The organism is Bowmanella denitrificans (genome assembly GCF_039522935.1).
In the GTDB taxonomy this organism is placed as follows: Bacteria; Pseudomonadota; Gammaproteobacteria; order Enterobacterales; family Alteromonadaceae; genus Bowmanella; species Bowmanella denitrificans.
Genome location: NZ_BAAAEI010000021.1, coordinates 205,736 through 228,382, shown reverse-complemented (window position 1 = coordinate 228,382; position 22,647 = coordinate 205,736). Strand labels below are relative to the sequence as shown.

Annotated in this window: 20 protein-coding genes; 10 read left to right on the top strand and 10 right to left on the bottom strand. The window is 51.1% G+C overall.

Annotation, left to right across the window (positions count from 1 at the left end):
- The first annotated feature begins 38 nt into the window (after positions 1-38).
- On the top strand, positions 39-1,439 hold the full coding sequence (locus ABD028_RS17680; protein WP_343846647.1) for a TonB family protein: 1,401 nt from the start codon (positions 39-41) through the stop codon (positions 1,437-1,439).
- A 31-nt stretch (positions 1,440-1,470) separates the two neighbouring features.
- Here the strand turns inward: ABD028_RS17680 and ABD028_RS17675 are convergent, their stop codons facing one another.
- Entirely contained in the window at positions 1,471-3,504 is a 2,034-nt protein-coding gene (locus tag ABD028_RS17675) for a winged helix-turn-helix domain-containing protein (RefSeq protein ID WP_343846645.1), read from the bottom strand.
- A gap of 131 nt (positions 3,505-3,635) precedes the next feature.
- Between ABD028_RS17675 and ABD028_RS17670 the strand changes: the two genes are divergently transcribed.
- Positions 3,636-6,257: a TonB-dependent receptor gene (locus tag ABD028_RS17670; protein WP_343846643.1), complete on the top strand. Its 2,622-nt coding sequence runs from the start codon at positions 3,636-3,638 to the stop codon at positions 6,255-6,257.
- Between the two features lie 38 nt (positions 6,258-6,295).
- On the top strand, positions 6,296-7,126 hold the full coding sequence (locus ABD028_RS17665; RefSeq protein WP_343846641.1) for a PIG-L deacetylase family protein: 831 nt from the start codon (positions 6,296-6,298) through the stop codon (positions 7,124-7,126).
- A 27-nt stretch (positions 7,127-7,153) separates the two neighbouring features.
- Here ABD028_RS17665 and ABD028_RS17660 read toward each other — a convergent pair whose 3' ends face one another.
- Entirely contained in the window at positions 7,154-8,194 is a 1,041-nt protein-coding gene (locus ABD028_RS17660) for a hypothetical protein (protein ID WP_343846639.1), read from the bottom strand.
- A 471-nt stretch (positions 8,195-8,665) separates the two neighbouring features.
- Here ABD028_RS17660 and iscR point away from each other — a divergent pair, with 471 nt between their 5' ends.
- The gene (gene iscR / locus ABD028_RS17655; protein ID WP_343846637.1) at positions 8,666-9,139 is read left to right on the top strand and encodes a Fe-S cluster assembly transcriptional regulator IscR; all 474 of its coding nucleotides are present in this window, start codon (positions 8,666-8,668) and stop codon (positions 9,137-9,139) included.
- A gap of 9 nt (positions 9,140-9,148) precedes the next feature.
- Positions 9,149-10,312: an IscS subfamily cysteine desulfurase gene (locus tag ABD028_RS17650; protein WP_425542131.1), complete on the top strand. Its 1,164-nt coding sequence runs from the start codon at positions 9,149-9,151 to the stop codon at positions 10,310-10,312.
- 51 nt (positions 10,313-10,363) lie between these two features.
- Here the strand turns inward: ABD028_RS17650 and ABD028_RS17645 are convergent, their stop codons facing one another.
- The 8 genes from ABD028_RS17645 to ABD028_RS17610 all read right to left on the bottom strand — a co-directional run bounded on the left by ABD028_RS17645 (position 10,364) and on the right by ABD028_RS17610 (position 17,536).
- On the bottom strand, positions 10,364-10,777 hold the full coding sequence (locus ABD028_RS17645) for a SufE family protein (RefSeq protein WP_102795817.1): 414 nt from the start codon (positions 10,775-10,777) through the stop codon (positions 10,364-10,366).
- Between the two features lie 23 nt (positions 10,778-10,800).
- On the bottom strand, positions 10,801-11,334 hold the full coding sequence (sufT, locus tag ABD028_RS17640; RefSeq protein ID WP_102795816.1) for a putative Fe-S cluster assembly protein SufT: 534 nt from the start codon (positions 11,332-11,334) through the stop codon (positions 10,801-10,803).
- 12 nt (positions 11,335-11,346) lie between these two features.
- On the bottom strand, positions 11,347-11,703 hold the full coding sequence (locus tag ABD028_RS17635; protein WP_343846635.1) for a HesB/IscA family protein: 357 nt from the start codon (positions 11,701-11,703) through the stop codon (positions 11,347-11,349).
- A 10-nt stretch (positions 11,704-11,713) separates the two neighbouring features.
- On the bottom strand, positions 11,714-12,931 hold the full coding sequence (locus tag ABD028_RS17630; protein WP_343846634.1) for an aminotransferase class V-fold PLP-dependent enzyme: 1,218 nt from the start codon (positions 12,929-12,931) through the stop codon (positions 11,714-11,716).
- Positions 12,928-14,178 carry a Fe-S cluster assembly protein SufD gene (gene sufD, locus ABD028_RS17625; RefSeq protein ID WP_343846633.1) on the bottom strand — a complete coding sequence of 417 codons (1,251 nt, stop codon included), beginning with the start codon at positions 14,176-14,178 and terminating at the stop codon, positions 12,928-12,930. The genes ABD028_RS17630 and sufD overlap by 4 nt, the downstream gene beginning before the upstream one ends.
- The gene (gene sufC / locus ABD028_RS17620; RefSeq protein WP_425427684.1) at positions 14,175-14,945 is read right to left on the bottom strand and encodes a Fe-S cluster assembly ATPase SufC; all 771 of its coding nucleotides are present in this window, start codon (positions 14,943-14,945) and stop codon (positions 14,175-14,177) included. The genes sufD and sufC overlap by 4 nt, the downstream gene beginning before the upstream one ends.
- 76 nt (positions 14,946-15,021) lie before the next feature.
- Entirely contained in the window at positions 15,022-16,458 is a 1,437-nt protein-coding gene (gene sufB / locus ABD028_RS17615; protein WP_102795811.1) for a Fe-S cluster assembly protein SufB, read from the bottom strand.
- Positions 16,459-16,750: 292 nt separating this feature from the next.
- Complete coding sequence (locus ABD028_RS17610; RefSeq protein ID WP_343846632.1) at positions 16,751-17,536, bottom strand: substrate-binding periplasmic protein; 786 nt, start codon at positions 17,534-17,536, stop codon at positions 16,751-16,753.
- A gap of 169 nt (positions 17,537-17,705) precedes the next feature.
- Here ABD028_RS17610 and ndk point away from each other — a divergent pair, with 169 nt between their 5' ends.
- From ndk to ispG, 5 genes are all read left to right on the top strand, one after another.
- Positions 17,706-18,137, top strand: a complete 432-nt coding sequence (gene ndk / locus ABD028_RS17605; RefSeq protein WP_102795809.1) for a nucleoside-diphosphate kinase — start codon at positions 17,706-17,708, stop codon at positions 18,135-18,137.
- Positions 18,138-18,277: 140 nt separating this feature from the next.
- Positions 18,278-19,399 (top strand): dual-specificity RNA methyltransferase RlmN, encoded by a 1,122-nt coding sequence (gene rlmN, locus ABD028_RS17600; RefSeq protein ID WP_102795808.1) that lies wholly within the window; start codon positions 18,278-18,280, stop codon positions 19,397-19,399.
- 23 nt (positions 19,400-19,422) lie between these two features.
- Positions 19,423-20,436, top strand: a complete 1,014-nt coding sequence (gene pilW, locus ABD028_RS17595; protein ID WP_343846631.1) for a type IV pilus biogenesis/stability protein PilW — start codon at positions 19,423-19,425, stop codon at positions 20,434-20,436.
- A gap of 41 nt (positions 20,437-20,477) precedes the next feature.
- Positions 20,478-21,416, top strand: a complete 939-nt coding sequence (locus ABD028_RS17590; protein WP_343846630.1) for a RodZ domain-containing protein — start codon at positions 20,478-20,480, stop codon at positions 21,414-21,416.
- Between the two features lie 32 nt (positions 21,417-21,448).
- Positions 21,449-22,564, top strand: a complete 1,116-nt coding sequence (ispG, locus tag ABD028_RS17585) for a flavodoxin-dependent (E)-4-hydroxy-3-methylbut-2-enyl-diphosphate synthase (RefSeq protein WP_102795805.1) — start codon at positions 21,449-21,451, stop codon at positions 22,562-22,564.
- The last annotated feature ends 83 nt before the right edge of the window (positions 22,565-22,647 follow it).

Sequence of the window (22,647 nt, the reverse complement as noted above, 5' to 3'; positions counted from 1 at the left end):
CGCAGATGCTAACGGACCATTAAAACGGGAAGCTATTGTTGAGATCAGTTCTGTTCGGCTTGTTCGCCTCGATAGCCATACTGTCTGTCAGTCTGGCGGCGAAGGCAGATCTGTTGACAGCCACCATTGCTTACCAGCAGCAACATTTCGAACAGGCCAGGCAGGAGTTTTTGCAACTGGCCAGGCTGGGAAATGTGGATGCCTTGTATAATCTTGGCGTCATGAATCTGCATGGCCAGGGGCAGGACAAAGACCATGCCAGAGCCTTTGCCTGGTTTTCCATTGCCGCCGATTTTGGCCTGTCTGAAGCGGCGTCAGCCGCCAGTCTGGTGTATCAACAGGTTGACGATAAAGACCCGCTCAGTGCATTAAAACAAAGTCTGGAACAGGACTTTGGCTATCAGCATTATCAACGCACCTTACAGCCGCATTTTGTCTCTAGTGTCAGCCAGGAGGAAGATCTGGCGCCACAGCGTAGCCACTTTCTTGAGCCTGTGTATCCTCCGGAAGCCTACAAGAAAGGTCTGGAAGGCTGGGTATGGCTGGAGTTTGATATCGACCCCAGTGGCGCTGTGAAAGATCTGGAAATAATCGACGCTTACCCGCCACAGGAATTTGAGCGGGCCATTTATAATGCCGTCAGCCGCTGGCGTTACCAGCCATTGCTAAAGGGACAAGAAGTGCAAACCTATCACAGCCGTTCGTTGCTCTATCATTTCAGTACCCACAAGGGGCGTCGTTACCGGGAGAGCTTTTCGCGGCAAAGCAATGCCTATCAACAACGTATCAGTGAATTGATTGAACGCGCCGAACAGGGCGATGCGCTGGTGCAGTATTATATTTCCAACTGGCTGATGACCGAACAAAGCAATGCTGCCATGTTGTTACGTCGCCATTATCAGCAGGAAAATGCCCAGGGGGAAGTACTGCTGGGCGCGGCCAAAAACGGTTATGCCCTGGCCCAGTATCGACTGGGCAGCAGTTTATTACGCGGACAACTGGCACAGTCAGACCGGCAAAAAGGCCTGAATTGGGTGTTACAGGCTGCCCAGTCTGGTTTGGCCGTGGCACAATATCGCCTGGCCAGGGAAATACTCGACAGCAGCGATATTCAACAAGACAAGGAAAAGGCCGCAAACTGGCTTAGTCAGGCGGCAAAGCAGGGACATTTTCGTGCCATTCGCGATCTGGCTGAATTGCATTTGCAACAGCAAAACTGGCAGGCAGTGACCGCACTTGTGGCGCAGGGGCTGCAGCAGGACGATGACCACCCACAGTTATTGTTTATTCAGGCCAGATTATTGGCCGGTCAAAATGAGTTTCAGGCCGCGCGTAAAAAGGCCAGCCAAGCCATAGACGAAGCGCAAAGCCGCGGTTGGTATCAACAGGATATACAGGCCTGGCTGGTGCAGCAGAGTAAAAACCAGCTATCCGACTAAGCACCAACCAGATTGATTTGCATAGCTGCATTCAACGTTGCCTGAGCATCAGGTTATTTTGCTGGGATTCCAGTAAGCTGATAACCAATTGCTGCTGCTCTGGATTGACTGCCAGACTAAGCGGCAGGCCACGATTGTCTGGGCAGCGATTCAGCTGATGCAGCAGTTGCACTTCACCGCTTTGTCTGTTCAGTACCAATATATCCAGTTGATTCAGGCCGGGCAGGGCAAAATACAGTTCAGTGGATGTCAGGGCCGGGCGCATATAATCGAAGGCCTGCTCAAGTCGCTCTTGGGAAACTTCGGGCAAAGCTTGTTGCATCATGGTCAGTATTTGCTCGCGATAGGTAGCAAAACTGGGATTCGGTATGGCCGGATTTTCCTTATCATCTATCAGGTCAATCTGTTGCTTGGTCAGGTCTAATCGCCCGCGGATCGCTTTATCCTGTTGCAAGGCACTGAAATACAGTTGTTGCTCATCATCCTGCCAGTAAAGGGTGGAAACCTCAGTAAAATCTGTCAGCAGTGGTTGATAACTGCGCGCGTAAAGGTTAAGCAGATACACGCGCTGACGTTTGTCCTGCAAGAGTAAAAATGTGCCCTGTGGCGACCAGCTCAGAAAATCGGGCTGAATATCTTCGGGCAGCGAGCTGATTAAAGTCGCGATAGGCTTGTGGCTATGTTTTACCCAGACTTCCTGATGAACCTGCTGATCCACATAGTCGAAATATTGTGAGATATAAGCAGTCTGCAAACCATCGGCAGAAATGGCCGGTAAATATTCCATATTGGGAGAGGAGGTCAGGGCTTGTAACTTTGCTGGCGATGACAATGCCAGCGTAAACAGGTTAGCCTGCAGGTTGCCGCTGGAAAGGAATAACTCGTCAACCTTATCGTTATGAATCTGTGCCACGTCCTGGATAAAACCTGGAGGCACCCGCAGAGATTGGACATTACTGTGTATATCTGCCAGCAGCAGCTGTTGACCGGTTAACCAAAAACGTTGTCCAGCTTCCTGCCATTTCAACGTGGCGACCGGCGGTATCACCCTGAGCAGTTCAGCTGTCTGTTGTTTGTCCTGCCAAAAATAACTCAGTCTGAGATGTTTATGGTGCTGGTTAAGCAGCAGCAGATGCTGGCCGCTGTTGTCCACGTCAAAGTCTCTAACCTGCTGCCAGCTTGTTTGTTCCGACATACTGTTGATGTCAAACCTGAGCAGACGAGAGGTGAGGGGATCCAGATAATACAAGCCGCCTTCAGTCCAGCGTAGTTTTTTATGTCCGCTATCGGGCTGACAATCTGTGGCGACTTTGTCTTTGGCTAAACGCCAGGTTTCCACCGGGCCGCTCAAATCCAGTATACGAATCTGGCAGCTAAAGGCGTTTTGGCGGATATACGCCAGGGCATTACCCTCTGGTGACCAGGCGGGAGACAGCTCGTCATAGCCACTTTGTCTGATGCCATGAATATTGCCACTTTGCCTGTCGTACACCATGATATCGCGCAGGCCGCTTTGTTCGTCCTGCTGGGTAAACAGCAGATAGCGATGGTTGTGAGAAAGAGTAAGAAAGGCCTCATCACCCGGACTGGCAGTCAGTTGCGCCTTATGTTGATAAGGTTTGGGGGGACGCGGCCACAGCGCCCAGGCCAAAAAAGCACACAATAAGATGCCTGACAGGGTGCTAAGCACGGCGTTTTGCAGGGATATCCGCAGCGGTTCGGTTTGCATGGCATCCAGATACTGGATATCTGCCACCAACTGATAACCTTTGCGTGGTACGGTGCGAATAAAGGTTGGACTGTCTTTGGGCTCCTGCAGTGACTTACGCAACTGGGTAATGGCCTGGCTGACCGAATTGTCGCTGACCACCACATCCGGCCAGATGGCATCCATAATTTGCTGGCGCGAGACGGCCTGCCCTGGGTGGTTTATCAGCAACCTGAGTAGTGCCAGTTGTCTGGCCTCAATATCGTACCAGATACCGTCAATCTGCAACTTCAGGGCGGCGAAATCCACCAGGACCTGGTTCAGTCGAATCCGGTTAATGCTACCCAGTTCTGTCAACGGCTTTTCAGCTTCCCTGTAAGTTTGTGAAAATATTGGTAAATCACTGCTGTGCAATGTTATTTTATGGTTCCAGACGCGCTAAGGCAACGGCCAATCCTGGCCTGAATGATAGATAATGGCGCACAGCAATGGATCTAGGCTGGTGGTATCAGCATCTTCGAGGGCAATATGTAATGCAACGGCAGCTATTGATTTTGACAGCGTTGTCAATGGTGGGCGCCACGGCAGCGGCCCAACAGAGTGATGATGCCCTGGAGCATATCAAAATCCGCGGCATACGCAGTAGTTTGCTTGAAGCCATTAACAGCAAAAAAGAAACCAGCAATTTCATTGATGCCATTTCGGCCGAAAATATTGGTAAATTTCCGGATAAGAATGTGGCTGAGTCGTTACAGCGTCTTACCGGTGTCTCTCTTTACCGGGTGATGGGCGAAGGCGAGCGCATTGGCGTGCGTGGTACTGCTCCCAGCCAAAACCTGACGCTGCTTAATGGCCAGAGCATCGCCTCTTCTGATTGGTGGATCTCATCCCAGCCGAGTCGCGGATTTAATTACACCATGATCCCCTCTGAGCTGGTGGAATCGCTGGAGGTGAATAAGTCACCCCAGGCTGATCTGGATGAAGGCTCGCTGGGCGGAGCCGTGGTACTGAATACGCCCAAGCCTTTGGATACCGAGCCAGGTAAAATGATGCTTAAGGCACAGTTACAGTATACGGATTTGGCTGATAAGTGGGCCCCACAGTTTTCTGCACTATATAACTGGCGGGATGATGGTGGCGATCTGGGCTTACTGATGGCGCTGGTGAAGCACAGACGTAATTTACGTCGCGACGGTCTGGAAGCCTGGGGTTGGGCGGAGCGCAACTTCAGCACCCAAGCGGATGGCAGTTTGCGCCAGGTAGAAGCTGAGAATGCAGATATTCAGGGCTTGTGGACGCCAGGGGGCGGTGGCTCGGCATTGTTTCAACAAGCCAGGGATTTAACCAGTTCACTGTTATCCGGCCAGTGGCGAGTGAGTAAAGACACGGAGTTAACGCTGAACCTGCTTTATTCTGTGCTGGATGCGGATAACTCCAACCAGAATTTTCTGTGGCTTCCCAGCAACAGCTATCAGGCCAATGGTTTAATCTCGGATGTGCAGATCCAGGACCAGAGTTTACTGGCTGCTACTTATCACGCCTTGCCGGATGCGGCGTTTAACACCTCAATGGAAGCCATATGGCGTAATTCCCGTATTGATCAGAAAAGTGCACAACTGTACCTCAAGCATTACTTTGGCTATTGGCGGGCGGACCTGCAGGCCGGTATTACCGCCAGCGGCGGTGACACCAGCGCGGATTCCACCGCGCAGTGGTCGGCCAATAGCAGTTACCGTGTGGACACCAGCGCTGAGCGGGATATCCGCGTCAGCTATGATCTGTCTCCTCTCAATGGCGATAACTGGTTTATCAGCGAAGTGCGTCAGGACGCCAGTTATTCTCAGGATCAAGAGCGTTATCTGCAAATGGATCTGGCTCGTTCTATGGATCACCCGATACTGGCGGAGCTGAGTTTTGGCCTGAAATACAAAGACCATGGCCGGGAATTGCAGCGATTGCGTACCCGCAATGGCGGTTATGATGGCCTGGCTGGCGATCTGGACTGGCGCATCAGCGACTTCAGTGGCCATTTTCCTTCGGGTTATCTTGGCGGCGTGGGGTCACAGCACAGCCTGAAAGCCTTCGCCTTTGTGGATATCGACGCGCTATCTGCCGCATATCGTGCATTGCCCTTTGTTATCAGCGAAGAGCAACAAAGCCGTTTTATGATTGATGAGCAGGTAACTGCCGGATACCTCAAGCTCAATTTAAAGGGGCGTGATTACCGTGGTGATCTGGGTATGCGTCTGGTGCATACCAATCAACGCTCGGCTGGCTATCAGCAGCAGACAGATGACATGTCAGACGCTGTCTGGATTAGCCGCGAACGCAGTTACACTGACATTCTTCCCAGTCTCAATCTGGCCATCGATTTGCATGAGGACCTGGTGTTAAGAGCCGCCGCCGCCAAGGTGATGGCCCGTCCTGACTATGAACATATTATGCCGTCGGTTAATTACAACAAAACCCAGGCGCAAGGGGTGGCCGGTAACCCACAGTTAGATCCGTTCCGGGCCACGCAGTTTGATCTGGGGTTGGAATGGTATTGGCAGGAAGCCTCACTGGCCTCCGTCGCACTTTTTTATAAGAACGTGCGCTCTTTTGTGGATATCTCCCGCTTTCTGGAAGTGCATGAAGGCATAGAGATGAGTATTGACCGGCCGCTGAATGGCCCTGGCGGTACAATTAAAGGGCTGGAACTGGGGCTGCAGCACGAGTTTATTTACGGGTTGGGCCTGATTGCCAATTACACCCTGGTGGATGGCGAACGTGATTCCGGCGCGCCAGGGCAGACGTTATCGGAGATCCCCGGTAATTCCCGTCACACCTTTAATGTGTCTGGCTATTACGAAGATGAATTGCTCAGTGCCAGGTTGTCTTATAACTATCGCACCCGCTATGCTACCGGTCTTGGCGAGGCACGTGCCGACAACACCGGACAGTTGGATATGAACCTGACCCTGCATATCAGTAAAAACTGGGATTTACTGTTGGAAGCCATCAATCTGACCGACGAAGTGTTATTTTCCTATGACAGAGTACGCACTGCACCGATTGGCATTTATAAAAACGGTCGGCGATTTTATGTTGGCGCCAGCTATAGGTTTTAACCAGCCCCTAAAGGGACTCAAAACAGAGGGTAAAGGCTATGTTAAACATACCAAAATGGCTACGAAGTGCAGTGATGGGCACCTTGCTTGTTGGTCATTTCAGTTATTTTCTGCCTGCTCAGGCAGCGCCGCTGGAGTCAAAAACCATATTGGCGGTATTTGCCCATCCGGATGATGAGTCTTTTGTTGGCCCCGTGCTGGCAAGGTATGCGCGGGAAGGGCATAAGGTGTATCTGGTGGTGGTCACTGACGGACAACTTGGGGTAACGGCACATGCCGGTATCGCTGCCGGTGAGCCGTTAAAGCAGGCTCGTTTAGCTGAAACGCAATGTGCTACTAAGGCACTGGGGATAGAAGCGCCAATCATGCTGGATTTTGTAGACGGTAGCCTGGCCCAGTCAAAGACAATGCAACCCGTTGCAGCGCAGCTCGGTCAATTGTTCAGTGAGCTCAAAGCGGATCTGGTAATTACCTGGGGGCCGGAAGGGGGCTATGGTCATCCTGATCATCGTATGGTCAGTAATCTGGTGGCTGAGGTTTTTCAAAAAGGTGGGGATAACTGGCCACAAGCTTTGTATTTTGCGGCGGCGGCCGATATCGACCTGCACAACTATAACGACTATTCAGCTAATTTTGGCCAGTATATTAAAGCGCGCTGGCACACCAGTGCACAGCAATGGCTGACCCATAAGATTGCCTTTAATCAATCTGACAAACAGCAGGCCGCCGCCGCAGTGGCCTGCCATCAGTCGCAATTTACCGCCGCTGATATAGCGGATATTAACGCGTTTGTTGGTGCCAAACCCTGGCATGTATATCTGCGTCAGGCCTATACCCAAACAGCGCTAAGACAAAGTTTATTTGAATAAGCAGACCGGCTGGCAAAATCCGCGTCATCACAGGAAGCTGCTGTCCACAAACTGCTGTAAATGGGCTTTTTGATCAGCAGACAGCGTCTGATAGTAATGCTGGAAACGCTCGCGGATATAGCTGATACGCACTACCCTGGTGTAACTGGCATCTTGTGTGGCGGTGCTTCGGACCATCACCCCCAGCAATCGGCCTTTTTCGTCAAATACACTGCCGCCGCTCATACCAGCCTGAGCGGGAAAGTTGGCGATAAACTCCACTTGCGCGTTATAAGGAATATTGCCCTCTTCATCACCCTGGGCTTTGAGGGCCAAAATCGCTTGCTCGGCAGCCTGGTCAGTTAAAATGCTGCCCACTGAAGCACGGCCATAAGGATAGCTGACGGTATCTTGCGGATAACCCAGGGCCAGGACCTTTATGCCGCTCTGCGCCTGTGTCCAGGTTGTGTTTGTGCTGAGTACCTGGTCTGGATCGTACAGAGAGACTGGCGTCTGGGTATTAATATCCTCGGGATATTGGGCCAGGTTACTGACCGGAATAGTTTGACTGTCCACCAGGCCCAGATAGAAATCTTCGGCTGGAACAATCGTGGTGTTTTGCGCATCTGCACTGATATCCGCATGGTAGAGTGGGAAATTGGCGGTATTCATATCCCATAAATTTATCTCGCCGCTGTGTGCCACTATGTGCGACGTGGCATAAATCCCCTGGCCATAAAAATCCTCAATATGGCCTTCGGCAAAATCCAACCAGCTTGACAGCCCAAAGACGTGATTGGCCGACGCATAAAAACCCAGACCAGTTTCGCTGTTAGTGCCAATAATGCTGATACTACCGCTTCTGAAGGTACCTACCCGCCCTCTGACCCGCTCCAATAGCTTGGCCAGGTTGCTGTCGTCTGCTTCCAGTATCTTTTCCACGCTTTCGCTGTAACTGTCAGCCTGGCTGAGGGTTAAGGCCTTAAGGCCATCATCTGTTGGAGGGGGATGGCCTGGCGAGGGCCCGGAAGAGCTGTTGCACGCGGATAAAAACAGCAACGCAGTAAGGGAGAGGGCTCTAAGTAACATCTTTACATCCTTAGTTGGTTAAATAAGAGCGTGTTGACCTTTTGAGTATGGATTTTGCAGCAGTTTGTGGGCCCTTTATACAAGGCAGCGCGAACGTGGTGTAGTGATTCTACATGAGTGAGTAATAACGCCGTAGAAAGGGCCCACAAGCGCTGCCCGAAGGGTTCAACCCAGCCCCTCCTGCCTCGGTGTTGTCGGCCTTTGACTTAGGCCCACTAGGCCTGCAGCCCGGCGTCGTGACCAGAAGGGGCTGGATTTGAACAAAATTTATACTCAAAAGGTCAACACGCTCTTACTAGCCTAGTGATTTCTGCCTGCACAGACTTCCCGAAAAATGGCATAGTTTGTTATTTTTTGTACCGGCTTATTGGCGGGCACGGAACAATACCTGACTAAACTATGTGGCTATATACTTTACTAAATTAGTCGGGTATGGCATGCTCTGAACCCTTAAAATCAAAGGGTTTTGGTATGAAATTAACTTCCAAAGGCCGTTATGCAGTAACGGCGATGCTGGATGTCGCACTGCATTCCCAACGTGGCCCGGTGCCGCTGGCGGATATTTCTGAACGGCAGGAAATTTCACTTTCTTATCTTGAACAGCTTTTCGCCCGCCTGCGACGTCATAAGTTGGTGTCCAGCGTGCGCGGTCCGGGTGGTGGTTATAAACTGGGTCGTGACGCCGGCAGTATCTCTGTCGGGGAAGTGATCCATGCCGTAGATGAATCGGTGGATGCTACCCGCTGCAGCGGCAAGTCTGATTGTCAGGGCGGCGAGCGTTGCCTGACGCATAGCCTGTGGAGCGATTTAAGTGACCGCATCGCCCTGTTCCTGGATGGCATCAGTCTAGGTGAGTTAATGGATAAGCACGATGTTCAGCAGATTGCCCTGCGCCAGGACAAGCATAAATCTCACCCTGATTTGAAGATTACCCTGCAAGTGTAAAGCGACCTTATGAGAATACCCCTGTATCTGGATTATGCCGCCACGACGCCAGTCGACTCGCGTGTGGCGGAAGTGATGATGAAGTTTCTGACCCTGGATGGTGTGTTTGGTAACCCGGCTTCGCGCTCGCATAAATATGGTTGGCAGGCCGAAGAAGCGGTGGATTTTGCCCGCAACCAGATAGCCGAGCTGGTTAATGCTGACGCCCGGGAAATCATTTTCACCTCTGGTGCCACAGAATCCGATAACTTAGCCATTAAAGGTGTGGCCAGACAGCACAGTGATAAAGGCCGGCATATCGTGACGCTGGCCACTGAACACAAGGCCGTACTGGATACCTGCGCCGATCTTGAAGCCCAGGGCTTTGAAGTGACCTATCTTAAGCCGGGTAGCGATGGCATTGTCACGCCTGAACAATTTGCTGCGGCGCTGCGCAGCGACACCATTTTAGCCTCGGTGATGCAGGTTAATAACGAAATCGGGGTGATTCAGGATATTCAGACCCTGGGTGATATCTGCCGCGATAGAGGCATTCTTTTTCATGTGGATGCCGCTCAAAGCGCGGGCAAAATCAGTATCGACCTGCAGCAACTGCCGGTGGATTTGATGTCCTTTTCCGCGCATAAATGTTATGGGCCCAAAGGCATTGGCGCCTTGTATGTGAGACGCAAGCCCAAGGTTCATTTACATGCATTGAATCATGGTGGCGGTCATGAGCGTGGCATGCGCTCCGGTACGCTGGCTACCCATCAGATTGCTGGCATGGGAGAAGCCTTCGCTATTGCCGGTCAGGAAATGGCCGCAGAAAGTGCCAGGTTAGCAACTCTGCGGGAAAAACTATGGCAGGGTATTAAAGATATTGACGGCATTCAGCTCAACGGGCATCCAAGCCAGCGTGTGGCGGGAAATCTGAATATCAGTTTTGCCGGTGTGGACGGCGAAGCCCTGCTGATGGCGTTAAAAGATTTGGCCGTGTCCTCCGGCTCTGCCTGTAACTCAACCAGTATTGAACCTTCCTACGTATTAAAGGCCATTGGTCTGAGTGACGCATTGGCACATAGCGCTATTCGCATATCGCTGGGCCGTTTCACGACCGCAGAGGATATCGACTTCGCTATCACGCATATTCACGAAAACCTGCAAAAGCTGCGTACTATGCCGGTGGGCTGGTAGGCAGCAAGATTACACTGGCTGGACTGGCGTGCCTTAAATTCGAGGTGCGCCTTACTGACGGGGTTGGCTGGCCAGGTTTCTGATGGTTCCCACAATCGCGCGTAAACCATTGCCGCGGGTGGGGGAGATATGCCGTTCCAAATCCAGGGCCTGAAAGTAGCCGTCGATGTCAAACGCCAGGATCTGAGCCGGGCTTTTGTCCTGATAGGCTGCCATTACCAGTGCCAGCAGGCCATTAACGATAATCGCGTCGCTCTCTACATCAAAATGTAAATGCTCGCCCTGCACCGTGCTTTTTAACCACACACTGCTTTGGCAGCCCCGTACCAGACGTTCTTCGGTTTTATCTTCTGGTGTCATCGGGGACAGGGATTTACCCAAATCGATAATGTATTGGTAACGCTGTTCCCAATCGTCAAAAAACGACAGGTCTTCAATAATTTCGTCGCTGCCTGGTAAGGTCATCTGCTTCTCACATCCCGTACATCTTAAAAAAACAGGCCGGCTTCCAACAGAGCTTCTTCGCTCATTCTTTCCCTGGACCAGGGGGGATCAAACACTAAATCCACTTTAACCTGCTTAACATTCGGCACCATAGCCACCCGGTATTCCACATCGCTGACCAACACTGGCCCCATACCGCAGCCAGGGGCGGTAAGTGTCATCTGGATCGTCACTACATGACTGTGTTGATCGACACTGACTTCGTAGATTAAACCCAGCGCCACCAGATTAATCGGGATTTCTGGATCGAAAATGGTTTCCAGTGCCTGCCAGACCTGTGCTTCGATGATCTTATCGTCTGGCGGGGTGTCAAATGCCAGTACTTGGGGCTTACGACCCAAGGCGTCGGCGTCAGTACCGTCAATACGCAGCATATTACCCTGCCAGGTGACGGTGTAGTTGCCGCCCAAATCCTGGGTCAGATTGACAAATTCCCCTTCCGGAATCACCTGAATTTGCCCCGATGGCACGCGTCTGGCTTTACAGTCACGTTGGGTGACCACCATTCTTTGTTGCATCAGCCTGAGTCCTTAGCTGACGCTGAAGCTTTCGCCGCAGCCACACTCGTTAACGACGTTAGGATTGTGGTATTTGATTACACCATTGATGCCTTCTTTGACGTAATCTATTTCGGTATTGCGCACCAGTTCGACAGCGTCTGCCGCTACCGCCAATGTCAGTTTGTTGCTGATTGGAAGCAGCAGGTCATCTTCTTTTCCTGCATCCACTAAATTCAGCACATAAGCATAACCCGTGCAGCCGCTCACCTTCGTCGACAAGCGCACCAGTTTACCGGGCTGACTGGCCAGGCTGGCTTCAAAGTGGCGTACGGCAGCATCGGTCAGAGTGACCACTGACGTACTGGGAACAAACGTCTCAACCGTCATAACTAAACTCCTATGCCAGCATGGATTGGGCTTTTTTCAATGCCTTAAACAAGACATCCACTTCATCCAGGCTGTTGTAGATGGAAAACGACGCTCTGGCTGTACCTGGTACATTCAGGCGGCGCATTAAAGGCTGTGCACAATGATCGCCGGTGCGAATGGCCACGCCTTGCCTGTCGAGAATAAAACCGACATCGGCCGGGTGGCTACCGTCCAGAACGAAACTCAGCACGCCTATTTTATCTTTGGCCGTGCCAATAATTTTCAAGCCCTCGAATGCCTGAGCCTGCTCGGTGGCACTGGCCAGTAAGGCTTTTTCATGGGCTTGCACGGCAGCGACATCCAATGACATAAACCAACTGATAGCAGCAGCCATACCTATGGCACCGGCAATATTTGGGGTACCGGCTTCCAATCTGTTGGGCAGCGTTCCCCAGGTGGCGCATTCATAGCTCACCTTAGCAATCATTTCGCCACCGGTTTGCCATACCGGCCAATCTTCCAGTATCGTCTGACGTCCCCACAGCACACCAATACCTGTGGGGCCAAATAGTTTGTGGCCGGAAAATGCGTAGAAGTCACAACCTATCGCCTGCACATCCACCTGGCCATGGGCAATGCCCTGAGCACCGTCGATAAGCACCAATGCACCTACTGCCTTGGCGCTTGCCGCGAGTGACTGAATCGGATTAACGGTTCCCAATGCGTTGGAAACATGGGGCAGGGCCACAAAGCGGGTTTGCGGGCTAAGTAAGGCGTTGAAAGCGTCTACATCCAACTCACCGCTGTCTAAAATGGGGGCGACCTTTAGCTGTGCACCACTGCGCAGGCAGGCTTGCTGCCAGGTCACCAGATTGGCATGGTGTTCCATTTCGGTGACCAGTACCTCATCACCGGGTTGAAGGCGCTGTGCCATGCCATTGGCCACAATATTAATCGCCTCCGTGGTGCCACTGGTCCAGATCACTTCCTGCCGACTGCCGGCCCGAATAAAATCGGCAACAACATCCCGGGCCTGTTCGTAACGGCGTGTCGCTTCATCTGACAAGGCATGAGCACCACGATGCACATTGGCGTTGCACTGAGTGTAAAAGTTGACCAGTGCGTCAATAACGGCCTGCGGTTTTTGCGTAGTGGCCGCGTTGTCCAGATAGACTAACGGCTTACCGTCAACTTGCCTGGACAGGATAGGAAATTGTGCCCTTAACCCATTAAGATCCAGGCTCATTTGACCTCCATCTGGCTGAACTTGTCCTTAAGTTGTTCCTGCAGCCAATCAGCCAGTGCTGCATTGGGCATGTCGTTAATCAATTCCTGGATAAACCCAAAGTTCAGCATAATCAGTGCCTGTGAGCGGGAAATCCCACGGGAAAGCAGGTAGTACAGGGCTTTTTCTTCAATCTCAGCAACCGTAGCGCCATGGGCGCATTTTACGTCGTCGGCATAAATTTCCAGTTCGGGTTTGGTATTAATCTGGCCACGACGTGATAGTAACAAATTGCGATTATTCAGCTCTGCCAGGGTTTTCTGAGCGTGGCGATGAATATGAATGCGACCATTAAATACCGCCTTGGCACGATCGCCGACTATACCTCTGGCATTTTCTTCGGTGGTGCCATTGGGCACGGCGTGTTCTATACAGCTGTGCAAGTCAAAGGTTTCGCCACTGCCCAACAGGTAAATGGCATTAAACTTGGCATGGGCATGCTCGCCGGCATGCTCAATATCCACATCCAGGCGTGACAGATCGCTACCATAGGCGACCAGCGTGCTGTTAAGTTGCGCCTTTTCCTGCAGGCGGAAATGATTACCTCCCACCTGAATGGCTTTGTGCGTATGCATTGCCAGGCGGTAATGTTCAAGATGCGCCTGTACACCTAGGCTGTACTCGGCAAAGGCCGTGTTCAGGCTGGGATCCTGGCCTTCACCCTGCTCAATCACGCACAACCTGGCATTGTCACCCAGCCTTACCAATAAGCGCAGATGGGATTCCTGGCCCTGACTGGATAAATTAATAATGCGTAGTGGCTTATCAATCTGTACGCCCGGGGCAACATCAACTACCAGACCCTGCTCGGCCACCAGATCGTTCACCAGACCAAACAGATGATGTGCAGGTTTGATTTTGCCAAACAGGTCATCGGCAACGGCCTGACCCTGGGCATCCAGTTGGCTGAGCGACTGGAGCATTAAACCTTCGGGCAGGACAAGATTGTTGAGTGATTGCTGCAGCACCCCGTCGATAAACAACAGATCCAGGCTGTCCAATCCGGTAATGTCGGATGGCTGCGGCTGACTATCTTTTTGTCCACCGAGTTCAAGCTGTTCGATAGGGCTGACAGAGGTGTAGCGCCAGGCTTCCGTTTTGCGATTGGGCCAGCGCTGCTGCTTCAATGCTGCCAATGCCTGCTGTTTGATAGCATTCAACTGGCTGTGGCTGGCGCGCTCAACAATTTGCTCAAGCCATTGGCTCATGCGCCGGCCTCCTGGGCTTCACCAAGCCAGGCATACCCTTCTTTTTCCACTTCCAGAGCCAAAGAGGCATCGCCACTTTTGACGATTTTGCCGTCGGCCAGAATATGCACAAAATCCGGCTTAATGTAGTCCAGCAGGCGCTGGTAGTGGGTCACGACAATAAAGCTACGCTCTGGGCTACGTTGGCTGTTTACGCCATCGGCCACCACTTGCAGGGCATCGATATCCAACCCGGAATCCGACTCATCGAGAATGCACAGAGTCGGTTCAAGCAAGATCATCTGCATGATTTCGTTGCGCTTTTTTTCGCCGCCGGAAAAGCCTTCATTGACGCCGCGCTTCAGAAAATCGAGGGGTAAATGCACCTGCTTACAGGCTTCCTTGGCTTTTTTCAGAAATTCAGCGGCGCTGAGTGGCTCCTGACCGCGGGCTTCACGCATAGCGTTAACCGATTCTTTCATAAATTCCATATTGCTGACGCCAGGAATTTCCACCGGATACTGGAATGCCAGGAACAGACCGGCGCGGGCGCGTTCTTCGGTTTCCTGTTCGAGCAGATCCTGGCCATTCAGTTCAACCTGGCCATCGGTCACTTCATAACCGTCACGACCTGACAACACATAGCCCAGCGTACTCTTACCTGCACCGTTCGGACCCATAATGGCATGGACTTCGCCTGGCTTGATATCCAGGCTCAGGCCCTTGAGAATGGTTTTATCTTCTACCTTGGCATGCAGGTTTTGAATTTTTAGCATGAAATACCCCAATAACTTGTGTTGCTGCGCCGCTGGTCGTCGACTCTCTCGTCGATAGCTTCCAGCCGGGCGCTCTAAATCAGTTTAATTAGCCGACGGAACCTTCCAGGCTGATCTCAAGAAGCTTGCCGGCTTCCACAGCAAACTCCATGGGCAGCTCTTTAAACACTTCTTTGCAGAAACCGTTGACTATCATGGATACCGCTTTTTCTGGGTCCAGGCCACGTTGCTGACACAGGAACATTTGCTCATCACTGACCTTGGATGTGGTGGCCTCGTGTTCCACAATCGCTGACGGGTTGCGGCTTTCTATGTAAGGAAAGGTATGGGCACCGCATTGATCGCCAATCAGCAGCGAATCGCACTGTGTGAAGTTACGTGCCCCTTCGGCGTTGGGACCCATCTGTACCAACCCGCGATAGGCGTTGTTGGCATCACCGGCGCTGATCCCTTTAGAGATAATGGTGGATTTGGTATTTTTGCCCAAATGAATCATCTTGGTGCCAGTGTCGGCCTGCTGTTTGCCCCGTGCCAGTGCCACCGAATAAAACTCGCCGACACTGTTGTCGCCTTTAAGAATACAGCTTGGATATTTCCAGGTGATGGCGGAACCGGTTTCAACCTGAGTCCAACTGATATGCGCGTTGGTATGACAAATGCCGCGTTTGGTCACGAAGTTGTAGATACCGCCTTTGCCGTTTTCATCGCCTGGATACCAGTTTTGTACGGTAGAGTATTTAATCTTGGCATTGTCCAGCGCCACCAGTTCCACGACGGCAGCATGCAGCTGGTTTTCATCACGCTGTGGCGCTGTACAACCTTCCAGATAGCTGACATAGCTGCCTTCGTCGGCCACAATCAGCGTTCGTTCAAACTGGCCGGTGTTTTGTTCATTGATACGGAAGTAGGTGGACAATTCCATGGGGCTACGCACCCCTTTTGGAATATACACAAAGGAACCGTCGGTAAAGACAGCACTGTTCAGTGCGGCAAAATAATTGTCTGAGCGCGGTACAACACTGCCCAGATATTTTTTAACCAGATCCGGGAAGCGGTGCACCGCCTCTGAAATTGAGCAGAAAATCACTCCGGCTTCTTCCAGTTTTTCACGGAATGTCGTGACAACCGACACTGAGTCGAACACCGCGTCCACTGCTACACCTGCCAGCATTTGCTGTTCGTACAAAGGGATGCCCAATTTTTCATAGGTGCGCAATAGCTCAGGGTCCACTTCATCAAGTGACTTGGGTTTGTCCTTCATGCTTTTGGGCGCGGAGTAATACGAGATGGCCTGATAATCTATTTTTGCATAATGAAGATGCGCCCACTCAGGCTCTTCCATCTTCTGCCAGGATTCAAAGGCTTTCAGGCGCCATTCCAACAACCACTGTGGCTCGTTTTTCATGGCTGATATTTTGCGGATCACTTCCTCGTCCAGGCCTGCCGCGAAGGTCTCTGACTCGACATTGGAGACAAAACCCGCCTCATATTTGCGCGCTAGCGCCTGTTCGATTTGTTCACTCATAGAATCTGGTCTCTATCACTGGTTCAGGGTCAGTCGCTTGACTTAACGGCATCACTAAGCCGTTATTAACTAAAGAGTGCATGTTGTACGTGGTACAACGCCTGGATTACCTATGGATTATTATTGTCAGTTTGCCTGGCGGTTAGAGATAAATCCTGGTCACACTGAAATTCAGCTCTGATATAGGGCGGCATTTTATATTACTTGAGCAATTTACTCAAGTATTGGCTATGTGCAGACAACCCGGGCGAATCAGGGCGCGCACTATAGCACCTTGTGCTGCATATTGGTATCAGGGGGAGTTGGGCAAATCCAGACAGATCAGGCCTTTGGCATCGTTGCTCGGCCTTGTGCAATCGTCCAACAGATACGACTCCCCAGCATGACGATATAAGGTCTGCAGACGTCCTTTAATAAGCCTTGCCATCGCTTTGTCCCATTGTTTGGCTAAGCGGCGACCCTTATCTGTGTGTTTGAACGCTGGGTATAGTTTCATCAGGGCAAATGGTTGCACCGTCATCTGCGCTTTTACATCAGGGTGATTCTGCAAATAGGCTTCTATGCCCCAAATATCGTCAAGCACATAATGGATTCTGCCTGCCAGTAAAATCTTTATGGCAACATCAAGGTCTGGCACTTCGTAGTATTGCATTTGCAGTTGTGGTAGATATTTTTCAAAGCCGTATTCGCTGATCCAGGAAACGGGTTGGCCTGTTAAGCTGCTGATGCCCTGCCACGGGGTTTCTTTTAGGTGTACCGCGGCAATCAAATCTGCGTCGTGGGCATGCTTTGGATACAGAGCCCATGGCTCTTCAGCTGTGTACGACACCAGCCACAAGTCGGCCTTACCTGCGGACACCAGATGTTTGGAGCGGGCATAGGTGGTATAGACATATTGCAACGCATAGTTAGGATAAATTTCCCTGAGAATTTGCTGGTAGATGCCATCTCCGGCTTCATTGACAAAATTGGGTGGCCACAGCGCACTGGCGACCACCAAGGGCTCTGGTGTTTTAGCCCAGCAGAACGGAGTCAACAGGAGGAATACCAGTACAACCGCCTTTTTTGTTACTACCATCAGGGGTCTTCGCTATATGTCATATATAACAATATTAGGCGAAAGCGCGCAGAACTTCGTTGCTAAAGGTTATGATAAGTTTTCTGTGTGGCTGAATGGTCAAGCGGTATTATTTTGCATATAATCCGCGCTCAAAATTTTATCCTCTTTAACTTTGGAGACTTTTAACATGGCTCTGGAACGTACTTTTTCCATTATTAAGCCTGATGCCGTTGCGAAAAACGTAGTTGGCGCAATCTACAACCGTTTCGAGTCTGCTGGCCTGCGTATCGTAGCGTCCAAAATGCTGCATATGAGCAAAGAGCAGGCTGAAGGTTTCTACGCTGAACACAAAGAACGTCCTTTCTTTGGTGCTTTGGTTGCGTTCATGACGTCCGGTCCTGTAATGGTTCAGGTTCTGGAAGGTGAAGATGCTGTGCGTAAGAACCGTGAAATCATGGGTGCCACCAACCCGAAAGAAGCACTGGCCGGCACTTTGCGTGCTGACTACGCCGTGTCCATTGATGAAAATGCTGTGCACGGCTCTGATGCCCCTGAATCAGCTGCACGTGAGATTGCTTACTTCTTTGCTGACGAAGAAATCTGCCCTCGAACTCGTTAATTCATAGCGGGTGAGAAAAAGGGAGCTCAGGCTCCCTTTTTTGCCAGAAAAATCTCGATACCCAGTAATTTGGGTAGCCAGTTTTAAATTGCGTTTAAAAAATGTACAATTCCGCCCCCCGAAGTTTGAGGTGACTATTCATGGCTAATGCTAAAACCAACTTGTTGGATCTGAACCGTCAGGGACTGCGCGACTTCTTTGCCAGTATTGGTGAAAAGCCTTTTCGCGCTGACCAACTGATGAAATGGATCTATCAGGCCGGTGTCGATGACTTCGAGCAGATGACCAACCTCAACAAAAGCCTGCGTGCTAAATTGGCTGAATCCTGCGTGATTGAAGCGCCGGAGATTTCCCGTCAACAGAATGCCAGTGATGGCACGATTAAGTTTGCCCTGATTTTAAAAGGGGGACAGGAAGTTGAAGCGGTGTGGATCCCGGAAACAGACCGTGCCACCTTGTGTGTGTCTTCGCAGGTAGGCTGTGCATTGGAATGTACATTTTGCTCCACGGCTCAACAAGGGTTCAACCGCAATCTGTCCGTGGCGGAAATCATTGGTCAGGTATGGCGGGTGGCGAAAACCATTGGTTTGTCCAAAGATACGGCCAAGCGCCCCATTACCAATGTGGTCATGATGGGCATGGGAGAACCACTGCTTAACCTGAAAAACGTGGTACCGGCCATGGACATCATGTTAGATGATTTTGGTTTCGGTTTGTCTAAACGTCGCGTTACCCTGAGTACATCTGGCGTGGTACCGGCTTTGGATTTGCTGGGTGATCAGATTGACGTTGCGCTTGCCGTATCATTACATGCGCCCACAGATGAACTGCGCAATGAAATTGTGCCGATCAATAAAAAGTATCCTATTGAAGAACTGTTGGCTGGGGTGCGTCGCTATCTGGCTAAATCCAATGCCAATCAGGGCCGGGTCACTATTGAATATGTAATGCTCAATGGTATCAATGACAGCATGGATCAGGCACACCAACTGGCCAGAGTGCTGAAAGACACGCCAAGCAAAATTAACCTAATCCCCTTTAATCCGTATCCTGGGTCGCCTTACACTTGTTCGAGTAATTCCCGTATTGATCGCTTTTCCAAGGTGCTGATGGAATATGGGCTCACGGTGGTGGTTCGTAAGACCAGAGGGGATGATATTGATGCAGCATGTGGTCAATTAGTAGGCGATGTAGTAGACCGTACTAAACGTATGCTAAAAAAACAGATGAAGGGTGAGTCAATTTCAGTAAAAATGGCCTGATTCACCATAAATTTTGGGTTCAGATGCGCAAGTTACTCTTTTGCATAATATTCTTTATCAGCGCCTGTGCCAGTCAATCGCAGATTGACGGTGCGGGCCCCGCGGCCGACTTTAATGCACAAGATGCCGCCAGAACCAGGATCTCTCTGGGTCTCACCTACCTGAAAAACGGCAACTATAGTCAGGCAAAATACAATCTGGATAAAGCGCTTGAATACGCACCCAATATGGCCGATGCCCACTACGGTCTGGCTTATTATTACCAGTTGGTAGAAGAAAACCGACATGCCGAGGATGCATATCGTCAGGCCATGAAGTTGGATAACAGTAACCCTGACATTGTTAACAGCTATGGTGCGTTTCTGTGTCAGTTGGGCCGTTACGACGATGCAAAAAAATATTTCCAGCAAGCGCTGGACAATCAAGCTTACATCCGCAGTGCTGAAACTTATGAGAATATGGCGCTGTGTGCACAGAGTCAGAATCAGTTGGACGACGCAATAGGTTATCTGCAAGGTGCACTGAATCATCAGCCTTCCAGAACAAAAAGCCTGATGCTGTTGACCGAAGTGCTGGTTCAGCAAAGTAACTGGGCAGAGGCTAAAGCAGCATTGGCGAAGCTGGAACGGTTAGGTCGGGTCTCTCCGCAGATGCTGCTGTTAGGTTATCGCATTGAAGCAGGGCAGGGAAACCTGCAAAGTGCTAAGGGATACGGTAATATGCTCAGTGAACTGTATCCTCAGCATCAGGCGACTCAGCATTATCTTGAGTTAGCGGCGAGTCAGCAGGCTGAGCAGAAAGAGCTTGTACGCCCTGAAACCTCCGATTGGCAGGTGCAGGAACCAGCTTCTGCAGAGCCGGCAGAGGACGACAACCGATCTGAGCCTGAGTATCATGTCGTGGCTGAAGGGGAAAACCTCTACCGGATATCACTCAAGTACAATATAAAAATGAAAACCCTGATGGAATGGAACCAATTACAGGATCCATCGTCCATTTATGTTGGTAAGAAACTCAGAATAGCCCCGCCACAATGAGCAGGGATCAACATTCACTCAAACAGAGTAACAGCAGTATTATGACAGACGAACAGGTTGCCGAGCAGACACAAGCCACAGGACCGGGTACGATGCTCAAGGAGGCGCGCGTGGCCCGGGGGCTAAGTATTGAAGAGGTGGCAACCAGGCTGAACCTGAAACCGGCTAATATCCAGAGCCTGGAGACTGAAGTCTTCGATCAGCGCATTTCCATTACCTTTATTCGTGGCTACTATAAAAACTACGCCAAGCTTCTGGATGTTGCTCCGCAGCAGGTGCTCGAAGCATTCGATGCATTGAATGCTGCCAAGCAGGAGCCGGCGAAACTGCAGAGTTTCTCGCGCAAAGTGGCTAAGCAAGCCAGCGATGATCGATTGATGCTGGTGTCTTACGTAATCCTGGCAATTATTATTGCTATGGTAGTGGTATGGTGGTTACAGCAAAGCAACAGCAGTGAGCCCATCAGTACCAGTGCCATCGTTACCGCAGAGCCGGCAACATCACAGCCTCAGCAGGAACAGTCAGCGCTGACTGCCGCGTCAGAACCCAACATTCCCGAGCAAGTGCCACAGGATGAGCCTGAACTACCAGCACAAGTTATCGAACAACCGCAACAATCGTCAGTGGATGTGCAACGTCAGGCAGAGCCTGGGGCAACAGAAGTCACTGATTCAAGCCCGGATGACACTGTAGTCGAGGATGTATTGGCAGCCGCTACCCAAGATATATTGCCGACCGAGGCAGAGCTGGTATTTCAGTTCAGTGCTGATTGCTGGGTGAATATTGTCGATGCAACCGGTGAAGCCATTGCGTATGGCGTCAAAGTGGCGGGGCGTACTATGCCCGTGTCTGGTGTGCCGCCTTTTGAGGTGACCTTGGGGGCGCCAGAAGCCGTGCAGATTAATTTTGATGGTGAAGCGGTGGATATGTCCCAGTTTCCCAAAGGGCGTTCTGCCAAATTCACATTGCCGCTGCAATAACCTATTAAGAATCTAGTTGGATTAAAGTTAACATGTTTGCCGAATCACCTATTACACGTCGTAAGTCCACCCGTATTTATGTGGGCAAGGTACCGATTGGTGACGGTGCGCCCATCGCCGTGCAGTCTATGACCAATACCCCTACAACCGATGTGGATGCGACGGTGGCGCAAATTAAGCGTATACAGGCCGTTGGTGGCGAAATCGTGCGGGTCTCTATTCCTACTATGGATGCTGCTGAAGCCTTTAAGCGTATTCGTGCTCAGGTGGATATCCCATTGGTGGCGGATATTCATTTCGATTATCGCATTGCCCTGAAGGTGGCCGAATACGGGGTGGATTGTTTGCGCATTAACCCGGGCAACATTGGCAGTGAAGAGCGCATTCGCGCGGTGGTGGATTGTGCCAGAGATAAAAATATTCCCATTCGTATTGGTGTAAATGGTGGCTCGCTGGAAAAAGACTTACAGGAAAAGTACGGTGAGCCGACCCCGGAAGCGCTGGTGGAGTCAGCCATGCGTCATGTGGATATTCTGGACAGACTCAATTTCCACCAGTTCAAGGTCAGTGTTAAAGCGTCGGACGTGTTTCTGGCTGTTGGGGCTTATCGTTTGCTGGCGCAGAAGATTGATCAGCCCCTGCATTTAGGGATTACCGAAGCGGGCGGACAGCGCGCTGGTGCAGTAAAAAGTGCGGTGGGGCTGGGCATGTTATTGGCTGAAGGTATAGGCGATACCATTCGCATTTCTTTGGCCGCCGATCCGGTGGAAGAAATCAAAGTTGGTTTTGATATTCTCAAATCTCTGCGCATTCGCTCCAGAGGTATCAATTTTATTGCCTGCCCCAGTTGCTCCCGTCAGGAGTTTGATGTGATTGGCACGGTCAATGCGCTGGAGCAACGCCTGGAAGACATTCTGACGCCAATGGATGTGTCTATCATCGGCTGCGTGGTCAATGGGCCTGGCGAAGCTGAGGTGTCAGACCTGGGATTGACCGGGGCACGCAATATGAGTGGCTTTTATCTGGATGGCGTAAGGCAGAAAGAGCGACTGGCAAACGACGATCTGATTGAACAACTTGAGAAACGGATCCGCGCCAAAGCAGCTGTTTTGGATGAGAAGAACCGCATTCAGGTGAAAAATGCCTGACCTTTGCGCAGCCAGGCCCTATAATCGCCGCCTTTAGGTTAAAACCCGCATGCATAATGGCATCGCAGTACGGAATCGAGACA